This window comes from Agromyces sp. MMS24-K17, assembly GCF_043950245.1.
Taxonomy (GTDB): domain Bacteria; phylum Actinomycetota; class Actinomycetes; order Actinomycetales; family Microbacteriaceae; genus Agromyces.
Genome location: NZ_CP171640.1, coordinates 3,002,205 through 3,017,863, shown reverse-complemented (window position 1 = coordinate 3,017,863; position 15,659 = coordinate 3,002,205). Strand labels below are relative to the sequence as shown.

General features: G+C 72.1%; 11 protein-coding genes. 4 read left to right on the top strand and 7 right to left on the bottom strand.

What is annotated here, in order from left to right; all coding sequences use genetic code 11:
* The first annotated feature begins 83 nt into the window (after positions 1–83).
* Positions 84–1,421: a glutamine synthetase family protein gene (locus ACGGZK_RS13790; protein WP_395243212.1), complete on the top strand. Its 1,338-nt coding sequence runs from the start codon at positions 84–86 to the stop codon at positions 1,419–1,421.
* A gap of 13 nt (positions 1,422–1,434) precedes the next feature.
* Positions 1,435–4,461 carry a bifunctional [glutamine synthetase] adenylyltransferase/[glutamine synthetase]-adenylyl-L-tyrosine phosphorylase gene (locus tag ACGGZK_RS13785; RefSeq protein ID WP_395243211.1) on the top strand — a complete coding sequence of 1,009 codons (3,027 nt, stop codon included), beginning with the start codon at positions 1,435–1,437 and terminating at the stop codon, positions 4,459–4,461.
* 160 nt (positions 4,462–4,621) lie between these two features.
* Here the strand turns inward: ACGGZK_RS13785 and glnA are convergent, their stop codons facing one another.
* Positions 4,622–6,046, bottom strand: a complete 1,425-nt coding sequence (gene glnA / locus ACGGZK_RS13780; protein WP_395243210.1) for a type I glutamate--ammonia ligase — start codon at positions 6,044–6,046, stop codon at positions 4,622–4,624.
* Positions 6,047–6,239: 193 nt separating this feature from the next.
* Here glnA and ACGGZK_RS13775 point away from each other — a divergent pair, with 193 nt between their 5' ends.
* Positions 6,240–6,674 (top strand): RDD family protein, encoded by a 435-nt coding sequence (locus tag ACGGZK_RS13775; protein WP_395243209.1) that lies wholly within the window; start codon positions 6,240–6,242, stop codon positions 6,672–6,674.
* A gap of 105 nt (positions 6,675–6,779) precedes the next feature.
* On the opposite strand, the gene ACGGZK_RS13770 is transcribed toward ACGGZK_RS13775, so the two are convergent.
* The 3 genes from ACGGZK_RS13770 to lipB all read right to left on the bottom strand — a co-directional run bounded on the left by ACGGZK_RS13770 (position 6,780) and on the right by lipB (position 9,202).
* On the bottom strand, positions 6,780–7,493 hold the full coding sequence (locus ACGGZK_RS13770) for a DUF4191 domain-containing protein (RefSeq protein WP_395243208.1): 714 nt from the start codon (positions 7,491–7,493) through the stop codon (positions 6,780–6,782).
* A gap of 72 nt (positions 7,494–7,565) precedes the next feature.
* Complete coding sequence (lipA, locus tag ACGGZK_RS13765) at positions 7,566–8,555, bottom strand: lipoyl synthase (RefSeq protein WP_395243207.1); 990 nt, start codon at positions 8,553–8,555, stop codon at positions 7,566–7,568.
* Complete coding sequence (gene lipB / locus ACGGZK_RS13760) at positions 8,552–9,202, bottom strand: lipoyl(octanoyl) transferase LipB (protein WP_395243206.1); 651 nt, start codon at positions 9,200–9,202, stop codon at positions 8,552–8,554. Before lipB ends, lipA begins: the two co-directional genes overlap by 4 nt.
* Before the next feature lie 108 nt (positions 9,203–9,310).
* Between lipB and ACGGZK_RS13755 the strand changes: the two genes are divergently transcribed.
* Positions 9,311–11,056: a hypothetical protein gene (locus ACGGZK_RS13755; RefSeq protein ID WP_395243205.1), complete on the top strand. Its 1,746-nt coding sequence runs from the start codon at positions 9,311–9,313 to the stop codon at positions 11,054–11,056.
* Here ACGGZK_RS13755 and ACGGZK_RS13750 read toward each other — a convergent pair.
* From ACGGZK_RS13750 to ACGGZK_RS13740, 3 genes are all read right to left on the bottom strand, one after another.
* Positions 11,053–12,570 (bottom strand): 2-oxo acid dehydrogenase subunit E2, encoded by a 1,518-nt coding sequence (locus ACGGZK_RS13750; protein WP_395243204.1) that lies wholly within the window; start codon positions 12,568–12,570, stop codon positions 11,053–11,055. The genes ACGGZK_RS13755 and ACGGZK_RS13750 overlap by 4 nt on opposite strands.
* A gap of 66 nt (positions 12,571–12,636) precedes the next feature.
* Positions 12,637–14,010 carry a dihydrolipoyl dehydrogenase gene (gene lpdA / locus ACGGZK_RS13745; RefSeq protein WP_395243203.1) on the bottom strand — a complete coding sequence of 458 codons (1,374 nt, stop codon included), beginning with the start codon at positions 14,008–14,010 and terminating at the stop codon, positions 12,637–12,639.
* 97 nt (positions 14,011–14,107) lie between these two features.
* Positions 14,108–15,577 carry a leucyl aminopeptidase gene (locus ACGGZK_RS13740; RefSeq protein ID WP_395243202.1) on the bottom strand — a complete coding sequence of 490 codons (1,470 nt, stop codon included), beginning with the start codon at positions 15,575–15,577 and terminating at the stop codon, positions 14,108–14,110.
* Between the last annotated feature and the right edge of the window lie 82 nt (positions 15,578–15,659).

The following is a 15,659-nucleotide window of genomic DNA, read 5'->3' as shown; positions in this document are numbered from 1 at the left end:
CAGTCTTCCACATGGCACCTCGGCCGACGGCCCGATGGGGCGGGGCCGAACCACTACGCTGTGAGGAGCGAGGAAGGGTGGGAATGGACAAGCAGCGCGACTTCGTTCTTCGAACCATCGAGGAGCGGGGGGTCAAGTTCGTCAGGCTCTGGTTCACCGACGTGGTGGGCACCCTGAAGTCGGTCGCGATCGCGCCGGCGGAGGTCGAGGGTGCGTTCGCCGAGGGCATCGGGTTCGACGGCTCGGCGATCGAGGGCCTCAGCCGGACCTTCGAGTCCGACCTGCTCGCGTTCCCCGACCCGGCGACGTTCCAGACCCTCCCGTGGCGCGGCGACGTCGACCCGACGGCCCGCATGTTCTGCGACATCACCACGCCCGACGGCGAGCCGGCGGTCGCCGACCCGCGCAACGTGCTCAAGCGCACGCTCGCCCTCGCGGCCGATCGGGGCTTCACGTTCTACACGCACCCCGAGATCGAGTTCTACCTGCTCAAGTCGTCGAAGTACGGCGAGGAGGGTCCGGTTCCCGTGGATTCGGCCGGGTACTTCGACAATGTGCCCGGCGGCACAGCGCACGACTTCCGCCGCCGCTCGGTGCGGATGCTGGAAGACCTCGGCATCTCGGTGGAGTTCAGCCACCACGAGGCCGGCCCCGGCCAGAACGAGATCGACCTGCGCTACGCCGACGCGCTGGCGACGGCCGACAACATCATGACCTTCCGCACCGTGGTGAAGGAGGTGGCGATCGAGCAGGGCGTCTACGCGACGTTCATGCCGAAGCCGTTCTCCGAGTTCCCGGGCAGCGGCATGCACACCCACCTCTCGCTCTTCGAGGGCGACCAGAACGCGTTCTACGAGGCCGGTGCCCAGTACCAGCTCTCGAAGATCGGACGGCAGTTCATCGCCGGCCTGCTCCGGCACGCCGGCGAGATCTCGGCGGTGACGAACCAGTTCGTGAACTCCTACAAGCGCCTCTGGGGCGGCGGCGAGGCGCCCAGCTTCGTGTGCTGGGGGCACAACAACCGCTCGGCGCTCGTGCGCGTGCCGCTCTACAAGCCCGGCAAGGGCCAGAGCGCGCGGGTCGAGTACCGCGCGATCGACTCCGCCGCGAACCCGTACCTCGCGTTCTCGCTGCTGCTCGCGGCCGGCCTGAAGGGCATCGAGGAGGGCTACGACCTCCCGCCCGAGGCGGAGGACAACGTGTGGACGCTGAGCGACAGCGAGCGGCGCGCCCTGGGCTACGACCCGCTTCCGGCGAGCCTGGATCACGCGATCGAGGCCATGGAGGGGTCGGAGCTGGTCGCCGAGACGCTCGGCGAGCAGGTGTACAGCTACGTGCTCGCGAACAAGCGGTCGGAGTGGCGCGACTACCGGGCACAGGTCACGCCGTTCGAGCTGCAGCGCAACCTCGAGATCCTCTGACGAGACCGATCGGATGACGCGCCAGGCCCCCACCCTCGGTGCGCTCGCGCGGGCCGGGTTCACCGACCTCGACCGCGCAGCCGGCCTGCTCGGCGCCCTGGCCGAGGATGCGGGGCTCGACGAATCGTGCCTCCTCGAGGCCCTGGCGCATGCCGCCGACCCCGACGAGGCGATCGACGCCGTCCAGCGCCTGCACGATCGGGCGCCCGACGGCCTCGGCCCGGTGCTCGCCGACCCGGCCTCCGCCGAGCGGCTGGCGCGACTGGTCGGGGCATCCCGCGGCCTCGCCGAGTTCCTGACCCGAGTCCCCGACGAGCTCGTCGTCCTGCGCGGCGAGCCGATGCCGCCACCCGACCAGCGCGCGGCGACCGTCGTGCTGCGCCAGGCGATCGTCGCCTCGGGCCCCGTCGGCGCATCGACGGATGCCGCGGCGCGCGCCCTGCGCGTGCGCTACCGTCGGCTCCTCGCCGAGGTCGCCGTCTGGGACCTCGGTCGGCCGAGCGCGATCGAAGCGGTCGACACGGTCGCCCACGGCCTCGCCGACCTCGCGGGCGCCGCGCTCGACGTCGCGATCGAGGTCGCGAGGAGCGCGATCTCGCGCGAGCCGGGGGAGCCGGCCGCCCCCGGCCGATTTCCCACAGCCGAGGTGGCGGCGACCCGCCTCGCGGTGATCGGCATGGGCAAGGCTGGCGCCGAGGAGCTGAACTACGTCAGCGACGTCGACGTGATCTTCGTCGGCGAATCGGCCGACGAGGAGGTCGTCTCGACGCCGCGCGCCCTGGAGATCGCGACCCGGCTGGCCATGCTCACCATGCGGATCATCGGCGAGCCCGGCATCGAGCCCCCGCTCTGGGAGGTCGACCCGAACCTCCGCCCGGAGGGCAAGGACGGCGCGCTCGTGCGCACCCTCGACTCGCACCGCCAGTACTACGAGCGGTGGGCGAAGAGCTGGGAGTTCCAGGCGCTGCTCAAGGCCCGGCCGATGGCGGGCGACCGCGACCTCGGCGATGCGTACCTCGCGATCGTCGCGCCGATGGTCTGGGCGAGTTCGTCGCGCGAGGGCTTCGTCGACTCCGTGCAGCGCATGCGGGAGCGCGTCACCGAGCACATCCCCGCCGCCGAGGTCGACCGGCAGTTGAAGCTCGGCCCCGGAGGCCTGCGCGACATCGAGTTCACGGTACAGCTGCTGCAACTGGTGCACGGTGCGTCCGATCCGGCGATCCGCCAGCGGGGGACGCTGCCAGCGCTGGCGGCCCTCGCCGAGCACGGATACGTCGGCCGCGACGAGGCATCCGAGTTCTCCCGCGACTACCGGCTGCTGCGCGTGCTCGAGCACCGGCTGCAGTTGTCGCGGCTGCGGCGCACCCACCTCATGCCCGTCGACGCGGCAGCGACCCGGGCCCTCGCACGCGCCTCGGGCGTCGCGCGCACCGCGGAGGAGCTCGACGCGGTGTGGCAGGCGACCCGCCAGCGGGTTCGCGGGCTCCACGAACGACTGTTCTACCGGCCGCTGCTGTCGGCCGTGGCTGCGCTCCGCGACGAGGGTCCCGAGCTCACGAGCGAGCAGGCGGCGGCGCGCCTCGCGGCGATCGGGTTCCGCGATCCCCGCGGCGCGCTCTCGCACATCGCGGCGCTGACCTCCGGCGTGTCCCGCCGCGCGACGATCCAGCGGCACCTGCTGCCGGTGCTCATCTCGTGGTTCGCCGAGGGAGCCGACCCCGACTACGGACTGCTCGCCTTCCGGCGGCTGAGCGAGACGCTCGGCACCACGCACTGGTACCTCCGGTTGCTCCGCGACTCCTCGGAGGCGGCCATGCGGCTCACGCGGGTGCTGTCGGGCTCGCGCTTCGCCGGGCAGCTCCTCGAGCGCATCCCCGAGGCGGTCGCCTGGCTCGAGGAGGTGTCGGAGCTGCGACCACGACCGCTGGAGGCACTCCAGGAGGAGGCATCCGCCGTCCTGGCGCGGCACGTGGAGGCTGACCACGCCGCGAAGGTGCTCCGGGCCATCCGCCGTCGCGAGGTGCTGCGCCTGGCGCTCTCGGCGATCCTCGACGTCTGCACGGTCGAGGAGCTGGGCCGGGGGCTGAGCGACGTGACCGAGACCCACCTCGTCTCGCTCGTCCGCGCGATCCGCGGCGGCACGCCCGACGGGATCGAGTTCGCCGTGATCGGCATGGGCCGGTTCGGCGGCCGTGAGCTCGGCATCAGCTCCGACGCGGACGTGATCTACGTCTACCGACCCGCTGGCGCGGAGCCCGACGCCGCGCACAGCACGGCGCTGCGGATCGTCTCGGAGCTCGTCCGGCTCAGCGAGGACGCGCGGCTGCCCTTCGAGCTCGACGCGAACCTGCGCCCGGAGGGCCGCAACGGCGTCGTCGCCCGCTCGCTCGACGCGTACCGGGCGTACTACGACCGCTGGTCGCTGACCTGGGAGGCGCAGGCGCTGCTCCGGGCGCGCGACGTCGCGGGTGACGCGGCGCTGCGCGCCGACTTCCTCGCCCTGGCCGACGGGGTGCGCTACCCCGAGTCGATCTCCGACCGCGACGTGCGGGAGGTCAAGCGCATCAAGGCGCGCGTCGAGAACGAACGGCTCCCGCAGGGCGCCGATCCGACCCGGCACCTGAAGCTCGGGCGCGGGTCGCTCAGCGACGTGGAGTGGTTCATCCAGCTCATCCAGTTGCAACACGCGGCGGATGTCCCGTCGCTGCGCACCCCGTCGACGCTCGACGCCCTCGCGGCCGGCGTCGACGCGGGGCTGGTGGCTCCGGAGGATGCGCAGGCGCTCCGCGAGGCGTGGGTGTTCGCGTCGCGGGCTCGCTCGGCCCTCACCCTCTGGCTCGACAAGACGACCGACGTCCTGCCCGTCGATCGCTCGCAACTCGAGGGCGTGGCTCGGATCATGGGCTACCCGTCGGGCTCCGCGACCCGGCTGGAGCACGACTACCTCCGCGTCACGCGGCGCGCTCGCGCGGTGTTCGATCGCGGGTTCTACGGAGTGGTCGAGGGGCCGACCCGGCGCGATCCCGCGACCGGCGCCTGAGGCGCACCGGACTCGCCTCGGGCCCGGCCCGGCCCGCCGATCCGGCATGCTCGACGGGGCGATCCGCAGGAGCGCACCGTCGACGAACTCCGCCCGGAAACGCGGAAGGGCCGCACCGCCGAAGCGGTGCGGCCCTTCCGGTCGCGGGGGCGACGGGCGATCAGACGCCGTAGTAGAGCTCGAACTCGAAGGGGTGCGGGCGCTGGGCCAGCGGCTTGAGCTCCTTCTCGCGCTTGTAGTCGATCCAGGTCTCGATGAGCTCCTTGGTGAACACGCCGCCCTCGAGGAGGAAGTCGTGGTCGGCCTCGAGCGCGTCGAGCACGGCGTCGAGCGAGCCCGGCACCTGCGGGATCGTCTTGGCCTCCTCGGCGGGGAGCTCGTAGAGGTCCTTGTCGACCGGCTCGTGCGGCTCGATGCGGTTCTTGATGCCGTCGAGACCCGCCATGAGCTGCGCGGCGAACGCGAGGTACGGGTTGCCCGAGGCGTCGGGGGCGCGGAACTCGATGCGCTTGGCCTTCGGGTTGGTGCCCGTGATCGGGATGCGGATGGCCGCCGAGCGGTTGCCCGCCGAGTAGACCAGGTTGACGGGGGCCTCGAAGCCCGGCACGAGGCGGTGGTACGAGTTCACCGTCGGGTTCGTGAAGGCGAGCACGGCGGGAGCGTGCTTGAGGAGGCCGCCGATGTACCAGCGGGCGATGTCGGAGAGACCGCCGTAGCCGGCCTCGTCGTAGAACAGGGGCTTGCCGTCGCTCCAGAGCGACTGGTGGGTGTGCATGCCCGAGCCGTTGTCGCCGAAGAGCGGCTTCGGCATGAACGTGGCGGTCTTGCCCCACTGCTCGGCCGTGTTCTTGACGATGTACTTGAACTTCAGGATGTCGTCGGCCGCGTGCACCATCGTGTCGAAGCGGTAGTTGATCTCGGCCTGGCCGCCGGTGCCGACCTCGTGGTGCGCGCGCTCGAGGATGAGGCCCGCGTCGATGAGCTTCAGCGAGATGTCGTCGCGCAGGTCGGCCTGCTTGTCGACCGGGGACACCGGGAAGTAGCCGCCCTTGTAGGGGGTCTTGTTGCCGAGGTTGCCGCCCTCTTCAGTGCGGCCCGAGTTCCACGCGCCCTCGTCGGAGTCGACGGAGTAGAAGCTGGCGTTCTGCTTCACCTCGTAGCGGACGTCGTCGAAGATGTAGAACTCCGCCTCGGGAGCGAAGAACGCGGTGTCGGCGATGCCGGTCGACGCGAGGTACTTCTCGGCCTTCTTGGCGACCTGGCGCGGGTCCTTCGCGTAGATCTCGCCGTTGCGCGGGTTGTAGATGTCGAAGACCATGATCAGCGTGCGCTCGGCGCGGAACGCGTCGATGTACGCGGTCGTCACGTCGGGGATGAGCTGCATGTCCGACTCGTGGATGTTCGCGAATCCGCGGATCGACGAGCCGTCGAAGAGCTGGCCGACGGTGAAGAACTCCTCGTCCACCGTCGACGCCGGGATGTTGAAGTGCTGCTGCACGCCCGGGAGGTCGGTGAAGCGGATGTCGAGGAACTTGACATCCGTCTCCTTGATGAACTTGAGGACTTCAGAGGAATCACTGAACATGTGGCGACACTCCAAGGGAGACGGGGGTGGGACTGCGGCGGCTGTTGCTCGACCGCCATCGAGGCTAGCGACGGTCAGTTTCCCTACCGTGACGCAAATGTTTCGGCGATGTTACGCGAGCGACGGATTGTGACGGGCTCGCGGCGGAGCGACGCGGCCCGCTCGACCGCGCCACCGCACGTAGAATCGAACGGTGCCAGACGCCAAGCCCACGACATTCGGCGACCTCGACCCGAGCCGGTGGCCGGGGGAGCGGCTCGGCCTCCCCGACGACGGGCCGCGATCGGTCGGCCGCGTCGGCCGGCGCATCGGCGGGATCGTCATCGACTGGGCGCTCGCGAACCTGATCGCGCTGCTGATCGCGCCCTACGGCACCACGACGCAGTCCTTCGCCACGCTCGGCATCTTCGCCCTCATGCAGGTCGTTTTCATCCCGACCATCGGCGGCAGCATCGGGCATCGGATCGTCGGACTCCAGCTCGTGCCGATCGCCGGCGGCTGGGTCGGCCCCTGGCGGCCGGTCGTCCGTACGCTCCTCCTCGTCATCGTCGTCCCGGCGCTCGTCTGGGACTCCGACCAGCGGGGCTTCCACGACAAGGTCGCCGGCACCGTCCTGATCCGCCGCTGACACCAGCGGCGCTGCGATCATCTACCGCCGAGGCCGTCCGCCGGTGGAACCGCGAAGAGGGCATCCGTGGAATCGACGGATGCCCTCTTCGGTGCCGGGATGCGACTAGCGCATGCGACCGCGCTGGGACCGGACCTTCATCGGGTCGATGCCCTTCGGGATCGGCAGCGACGTCTGCAGCGAGTTGAGCCGGTTCGAGACCGCGAGCACCTCGGGCTTCGTGAGCGACTTCTTCGCCTTGCGGAGCGCGGCGGGGATCTTGCGGAGCGGAACCTCGCCGTCGCCGTGGCCGACCGTGATCAGCGTGATGGGGACGTTCGGCAGGATGCGGGCGACCTTGCGCTGCTCGTCCTCGAGCATCCGCGTGGTCCGCGACGACGGGCCCTCGCCGATCAGGGCGATGCCGCCGCGACCGACGGCGCGGTACACCGCGTCCTGGGTCTTGCCGTTGACGGCGATCGGCATCTCGTTGCCGATCCATCCGCCGCGGAGGCCGCCTCGGAGCACCGCACCGACCGCGCCGGGCTGCCCGTCGATCTGGGCGTACGCGGCGCGCTCCGCGAGCCGGCCGAGGATGACCATCGCGAGCAGGAGGCCGGCGAGGGCGCCGGCGATGATCCAGAGGGCGATCGTGAAGCCGTTGCCCTCGCTCAGCCAGAGCGCGAGGCCGAGGCCGAGCGCGATGGGTGCGAGGAAGCCGAGCAGCATGAGCCACGGCGCCGTCGAGTCGTAGCGGCGGGTCATCTGGAAGACCTGCCACATCTGCTTCAGGCGGCCGGGCTCCTTCGAGGAGGACGCGGAGTCCTTGGAGCGAGCCATGGCATCAAGGATACCGGCGGCCGGGGGTGCTCGGGTCCGTCGTGCGACGACCGCGGGCACCCCCGGCGCGGGTCATCCGACCGCCTGGGCGAACCCGGCCGACGCATCGGCCAGGTGCGCGAGCTCCGGCGGCACCGCGCGGCCCTTCGCCTGCATCGACTGCGCCCAGAGCCGGCCAGCCCGGTAGGACGATCGGACAAGCGGCCCGGCGAGGACGCCGAGGAATCCGATCGCCTCGGCCTCGGCCTTCAGCTCGACGAACTCCTCCGGACGGACCCACCTGTCCACCGGGAGGTGACGAGGGCTCGGCCGCAGGTACTGGGTGATGGTGATGATGTCCGTCCCCGCGTCGTGGAGGTCCTGCAGGGCCTGCGACACCTCCTCGCGCGTCTCGCCCATGCCCAGGATGAGGTTCGACTTCGTGATGAGGCCCGCGTCGCGCCCCTGCGTGATCACGTCGAGCGACCGCTCGTACCGGAAGGCCGGGCGGATGCGCTTGAAGATGCGGGGCACGGTCTCGACGTTGTGCGCGAAGACCTCGGGCCTCGCGGAGAACACCTCGGCGAGGTGCGCCGGGTTCCCCGAGAAGTCGGGCACGAGGATCTCGACGCCGGTGCCGGGGGACTGGCGGTGAATCTCGCGGATCGTCTCGGCGTACAGCCACGCGCCCTCGTCGGGCAGGTCGTCGCGGGCGACGCCGGTCACCGTCGAGTAGCGCAGCTGCATCCGCACGACCGACTCGGCCACGCGGCGCGGCTCGTCCACGTCGTAGTCGGCCGGCCTGCCGGTGTCGATCTGGCAGAAGTCGCAGCGACGCGTGCACTGCGAGCCCCCGATGAGGAAGGTCGCCTCGCGGTCCTCCCAGCACTCGTAGATGTTCGGGCAGCCCGCCTCCTGGCAGACCGTGTGCAGCTCCTCGCCCTTCACGAGCGACTGCAGGGCGCGGTACTCGGGGCCCATCTTCGCGCGGGTCTTGATCCACTCGGGCTTCCGCTCGATCGGCGTCTGCGCGTTGCGGACCTCGAGGCGGAGCATCCGCCGGCCGTCTGCCGCCGCGTTCATGCGGCGACCCGCTCGAGCGCGGTGTCGAGGTGGCGCCGCACGGCGGCGGCGACCTCGGCGGGAGCGACCTCGCGGCCGAGGACGCGCGACATCGTGGTCACCCCCGCGTCCCGGATGCCGCAGGCGACGATCCGACCGTAGGGGGCGAGGTCGTTCGAGCAGTTGAGGGCGAACCCGTGCAGGGTGACGCCGCCCTCGACGCGGATGCCGATCGCGGCGATCTTCTCGTCCTTCGCGAACGGGCCGTCGCCGGTGCGGATCCAGACGCCCGAGCGGCCCTCGACCCGGCGGCCCTCGATGCCGAACTCCTCGAGCACGGCGATGAGGGCTCCCTCGAGCCGACGGACGTAGTCGACGACGTCGATCGGCTCGGGGAGCCGGACGATCGGGTACCCGACGAGCTGGCCCGGACCGTGCCAGGTGATCTTCCCGCCTCGATCGACGTCGATGACGGGCGTGCCGTCGACCGGACGTTCGTCGGGTGCGGTCCGCTTGCCCGCCGTGTAGACGGACTCGTGCTGGAGGAGGATGACGGTGTCGGGCCGCTGCCCGGACAGGACCGCCTGATGGATGGCGCGCTGGAGGGAGAGTCCCTCGAGATACGGCACGGAGTTGGCGCTTAGCCCCGCGTCGACGTAGTCGAGCATGGGTCCGAGTCTAGGTGCTCTCCTCCACAGGACGGGCGTGCGGCTCATCGGCCGGCAGGCGGGCCGATGGCGCCGGAACCGGCGGGTGCCCTCGGACAGCATCGGGGGATGCCGAATCGTCCGAATCCCCGTCGTGCGAGGTCGACGGTCGCGCCTCCGGCGCACCCGGCACCCGCGTCCGTGTCGTCGGCACCCGTCGTGGCCCCGTGGGCGCCCCCCGCGCCGCACGCCGCGACCGCCGGAGAGCAGCGGATCGCGGGCTACCGGATCCTCCGGCAGATCGCGCAAGGCGAGCGCGCCGAGCTCTACCTCGCGGCCGCCGCCTCGGGCGCGCCTCCGGCACTGGTCGTGCTGCGCCTGTACGGGGAGCCGGTCGACGGCGCGGCGATCACGGTCGAGGCCGAGGCGATGTCGGCAGGGATCGCCGCGCTCCCGAGCCTCCTCGACCTCGCGACCCTCGGGGACGGACGGGTCTGCCTCGTGGTCGAGCGCATCGCGGGCCCGAGCCTCGCCGCGGTGCTGCAGGCCCGGCGGCTCGGCGTCGGCGAAGCGGTCACGGCCCTCGCCCCGATCGTCGTGGCCGTCGGCGACCTGGCCGTCCACGGACTCGCGCACCCCGGGCTGCGTCCGGCGGACGTGCGGTTCGACGGCACCGGGCGCGCCCGCCTGCTCGGCCTCGGTGCGCTCGAGCCCGTGAGGTCCTCCGCCGGCCATGGCGACGGATCGCCGCTCCGGAGCACGCACGCCGCGCTCGGAGCGCTCGTGGCGGAGGTCGCGGCAGGGTCGTCGTCGCCGGCCGCGTTCGAGCCGCTTCGCCTGGCCATCGAGCGACGCGTCCACGCGCGGCCGTTCGACCCGTCCACCGGCGAGTACGAGCGGCTCCTGTTCGCGGCCGCTCCGGCGGAGCCCGTCTCCGGCGCGTGGACGACGTCGCCGGCCGGTGGGCCGGCGACCTCCGCAGGGCCGGTGGTGCCGGCCCCTCGGGCGCGGTCCGACCGCCGACCCGACGAGGTGTCCGCGGGAGCCGATGGTGCGTACGCCGGGGATGATGACTCCTTCGTCCGGCTCGGCACGGTGCCTCCCTCCGCCGAGACCGATGCTCGGCGCGGCGGTCGCATCCGCCGCCTGTTCGGCGACTTCGTGCCCGGACTCGCCCCGGCGTTCGAGACGGTGGAGGCGGCCGAATCGTCGCGGGGGGATGCCTCGTCGGGCGCTCCCGGCGCGAACTCGGGCGTCACGGTCGCACTCGAGCGGATCCGCGCGTTCCTCCGAGCGCGGCGAGCTGTGCTCATGGTCGGCGGACTCGCCGCCGCTGCGGCGCTCGTGCTCCTGTTGACCCTGGTACCGGAGCAGCGTGGTGCGTCGGTCGCTACGCAGTCAGCAGGGGATGGGACCGCGCCGGGCCTCGAGACGGCGCCCGGGACCGCCTCGTCGGAGGCGTCGGAGACGTCGGAGGCGTCGGAGACCGGCGGGGGAGCGACGGACGGTCGAGGCGCGGGTGCCGAGGCCACGGTCGCCCCGGAGGACCTCGATGCGGCGGTCGCCGCCGCGCGGCTGCTCGAGGAGCGGTCGGGATGCTTCGCCCGGATCGAGGCCGGCTGCCTCGAGCGGGTCGACCAGGCGGGCTCGCCGATCGAAGCATCCGACCTGGCGGCGATGGCGGCGGCTCGCGACGGCGCCGCCGAGTCGCCGGTCGACGACGACCTCGATCTCGGGGGCGTCGTCGCGGGGTCGGCGGCGATGGGAGACGCCCACCTCGTCACGGTGCCGTACCTCGCCGGCGAACGCGAACCGGCCTCGGTCCTGCTGATGCGGACCGAGGCCGGTTGGCTGCTCAGGGAGCTGTTCGACTAGATGCCGAGGTCGCCCTCGAAGTCGCCGCCTTCGAGGCGGTCCTTGACCGCCGTGAGGAAGCGCGCGGCGTCGGCGCCGTCGATGATGCGGTGGTCGTACGACAGGGCGAGGTAGACCATCGAGCGGATCGCGATCGCCTCGGAGCCGTCCTGCGAGACGACGACGGGGCGCTTCACGACGATGCCGGTGCCGAGGATCGCCGTCTGCGGGAGGAACACGACCGGCGTGTCGAACAGCGCGCCACGCGAACCCGTGTTCGTCAACGTGAACGTGCCGCCGGAGAGCTCGTCGGGCTTCAGCTGGTTGTTGCGGGTGCGCTCGGCGAGATCGGCGATCTGGCCCGCGAGACCGGCGAGGTCCAGCTCGCCCGCGTCGCGGACGACCGGGGTGAGCAGGCCGCGCTCGGTGTCGACCGCGATGCTGATGTTCTCGTGGTCGGGGTACACGATCGACTCGCCGTCGACGGTCGAGTTGATGATCGGGTACGCCCGGAGCGCCTCGGCGGCGGCCAGCGCGAAGAACGGCAGGAAGCTGAGCTTCGTACCGGTCTTGGCCAGGAAGTCGCCCTTCACGCGGTCGCGGAGTCGCGCGACCTTCGTCACATCGACCTCAACCACCGAGGTCAGCTGTGCGGTCGACTGCATCGAGACGACGGCGCGCTCGGCGACGACCTTGCGCAGGCGGGTCATGGGCACCGTCGTGCCGCGCAGCGGCGACGGCTCGAGCGGCTGGCGGGCCGGCTTCTCGGCGGCGGCCGGCGCGCTGCCCGCGCTGAGCACGTCCTGCTTGCGGATGCGGCCGCCGACACCGGTGCCGGTGAGGTTGGCCAGGTCGACGCCCTGCTCGTTGGCGAGCTTGCGCACGATCGGCGTCACGTAGCCGGAGCCGCCGGCGTGGGCGCCGGTGGCCGGGGCAGCGGGCGCAGCCGGGGCAGCGGGCGCAGCCGGGGCGGGCGCGGCCGGTGCCGCCGGGGCGGCAGGAGCTGCGGGAGCCGCAGGCGCCTCGGCGACCGGCGCGGGGGCCGGAGCCGCAGGTGCCGCCGGTGCCTCGGCAACGGGCGCTGCCGGAGCGGCCGGTGCCGCCGGAGCGGCCGGTGCCTCGGCAACGGGTGCGGCCGGAGCGGCCGGAGCCTCGGCAACGGGTGCGGCCGGAGCTGCCGGAGCTGCCGGAGCCTCGGCGACCGGTGCCGCGGGTGCCGCCGGTGCCGGAGCTTCAGCTGCCGGCGCTGCCGGTGCCTCGGCGGCGGGCGCAGCCGGTGCTTCGGCAGGCGCAGCCGAGCCATCGCCGATCGTCACGAGCGGCGTGCCGACCTCGACGGTCTCGTCCTCCTGGACGAGGATCGCCTCGATGACGCCGGCCACCGGCGACGGGATCTCGGTGTCGACCTTGTCGGTCGAGACCTCGAGCAGCGGCTCGTCCACCTCGACACGGTCGCCGACATTCTTCAGCCAGCGGGTGACCGTGCCTTCAGTGACACTCTCACCGAGTGCCGGGAGGCTGACGGATTCGCTCATTCGCTTCTCTCCTTCGCAGCGTTGGGGCGCGATTTCAGTGTATTGCAGTCGTTTCGGGGGTGCGCGTCAGAGCGCGTGCAGCGGCTTGCCCGCCAGCTTGAGGAAGGCTTCGCCGAGCGCCTCGTTCTGCGTCGGGTGCGCGTGGATGAAGGGGGCGACATCCTCGGGGTACGCCTCCCAGTTGACGGCGAGCTGGGCCTCGCCGATGAGCTCGCCGACGCGCGCGCCGATCATGTGGACGCCGATGACCGGTCCGTCGTTGACGCGCACGACCTTGATCGAGCCGCTCGTCTCGAGGATGTGGCTCTTGCCGTTGCCGGCGAGGTTGTACTCGTACGACGAGACCTGGTCGGCGCCGAACTTCTCCGCGGCCCGCGCCTCGGTGTAGCCGACCGACGCGACCTCGGGCTCGCAGTAGGTCACCTTCGGGATGTTGACGTCTTCGACGACGATCGGGTTGAGGCCCGCGATCTCCTCGGCGACGAAGATGCCCTGCTGGAAGCCGCGGTGGGCGAGCTGCAGGCCGGGCACGATGTCGCCGACGGCGTAGACGCCGGGCACGCTCGTGCGCAGGCGCTCGTCGGTGATGACGAACCCGCGATCGACCGTCACGCCGGCCTCCTCGAACCCGAGGCCCTGGGTGGCCGGGCCGCGGCCGACGGCCACGAGCAGCAGCTCGGCCTCGACGGTCTCGCCGTTCTCGAGCGTGACGACGACGCCGTCGTCGTGCTGCGTGACGCCCTGGAAGCGGATGCCCAGCTTGTAGTCGATGCCGCGCTTGCGGAAGGCGCGCTCGAGCTGCTTCGAGATCGACTCCTCCTCGTTCGGCACGAGGTGGGGGAGCGCCTCGATGATCGTCACGTCGGCGCCGAACGACTTCCAGACGCTGGCGAACTCGACGCCGATCACGCCGCCGCCGAGCACGGCGACCTTGCCGGGGACGAAGTCGAGGTCGAGCGCCTGCTCGCTCGTGATGACGCGGCCGCCGATCTCGAGGCCGGGGAGGCTGCGCGAGTAGGAACCGGTCGCGAGCACGACATCGGTGCCGACGTAGCGGTCGTCGCCGACCTGGACGGCGCGGTCGCCGACCAGGCGGCCTTCGCCCTCGACGACGGTGATGCCGCGGGCCTTGATGAGGCCCTGCAGGCCCTTCCACTTGCTGGAGATGATGCTGTCGCGGTAGCCGGCGACCTGGCCGAGGTCGATGCCCTCGAACGTCGTGCGAACGCCGAACCGGGCGGACTCGCGCGCGGTGTCGGCGACCTCGGCCGCGTGCAGCAGCGCCTTCGTCGGGATGCAGCCGCGGTGGAGGCAGGTGCCGCCCAGCTTGCCCTTCTCGATCAACGCGACGGACGAGCCGAGTTCGGCGGCGCGGAGAGCGGCGGCGTATCCGCCGCTTCCACCGCCGAGGACGACCAGGTCGAAGTTGTGCTCGGACAAGCCGGTATCTCCCTCTGCGCATGTGTGCTGCGACGTGGCTGCGCCGGGTCGGTGGCCCGGCTCAGAATATGGGCGAGATTTCGCCCATATGACTGTACTACCTGCGCGCGAGCGTCTCGCCCAGCCGGATGAGCGTGCGGACGGCCACGCCGGTGGGACCGGGAGCGGTGAAGCCCCAGCCCGCCTCGGTGTTGTCCGCGGGGCTCGCGATGTCGAGGTGAGCCCACGGGATGCGCTCGTCGGATCCGTTCCGACGGCCGACGAACTCCTGCAGGAAGACGCCGGCCAGGAGCATCCCGGGCACGGCGGTGCCGAGCTTCGCGTTGGCGAGGTCGGCCACGTCGCTGCGCAGCAGCGGGCGCAGGTGCGCGGGCAGCGGCATGGGCCAGAACGCCTCGTCGACCTCGGTCGCGGCGGCGCGCACCTCCTCCACGAGTGCGGTGTCGCCCATGAGCCCGGAGATGCGGGTGCCGAGCGCGACCCGCTGCGCGCCGGTGAGGGTCGCCACGTCGACGATGGCGTCGGGCTGCTCCTCGCTGGCCGCGGCGAGCGCGTCGGCCATCACGAGCCGCCCCTCCGCGTCGGTGTTCACGACCTCGACCGTCGTGCCGCCGTGGATGCGCAGCACGTCGTTCGGGCGCAGGGCGGTGCCCGACGGCATGTTCTCGGCCAGGCACAGCCACCCGGTGATCGCGATGGGCACCTCCAGCTCGGCGAGGGCCGTGATCGCCGTGAGCACCGCGGCGGCGCCCGACATGTCGACCTTCATGCCCACCATCGAGGCGCCGGGCTTCAGCGAGAGGCCGCCGGTGTCGAACGTGATGCCCTTGCCGACGAGGGCGAGGCGGAACGCGGCGCCGGTCGGCGCGTACTCCAGCTTGACGAGCCGGGGACCGCGAGCGGAGCCCTGGCCGACGCCGACGATGCCGCCGTAGCCCTGCGCACGGAGCTCCTCCTCGGCGAGGACGGTCGCCGTGACGCCGACGGCCGACGCGGATTCGACGGCGAGTTCCGCGAACGCCTCGGGCGAGAGCTCCGCCGGCGCCGCGTTCACGAGGTCCTTGGTGGCCGCCACCGCGGACACCACGGCTCGGATGCGTCGGAGCTCGACGTCGTCCTCGGAGCGGTCGGTGCGCAGCGCGATGGACGCGATGGGACGCCGGGGCTCCGACCTATATGCGTTGTAGCGGTAGGCGCCGAGCGCCGCCCCCTCGAGGAGCGCGGTTGCCGACGCGGCGTCCTCGACCGGGATCGCGATCTCGACCGTGTCGACGTCCGCGAGCTGCCGCAGGGCGGAGCCCGCGGCCAGCCGGAGTCGATCGGGGGTCGCGGGGCCGCCGAGGCCGGCGATCGCGACGATACGTGCACCGTCGCGACCCGGCAGCCGCACGAGTTCGTCCGCGGCGCCCTTCGCGCCGAGTGCGGCGAGCGCGTCGGCCGCCCAGCCGAAGCCCGCAGGTGCGAGCAGCGCCGTGCCCTCCTCGGACGGGACCGAGGCGAGCAGGACGACCTCGGAGACGGGGTCGGCGGCGGACAGGGGACGGAGCACGAGGTCGGGAATCGACATGCGTCGATGGTAGGTGTTCGCTCTGGGCGGCACATCGGAGCGGGGCATCCGGCCGACGCCCTCCCGCCGCTCAGTACGCTGG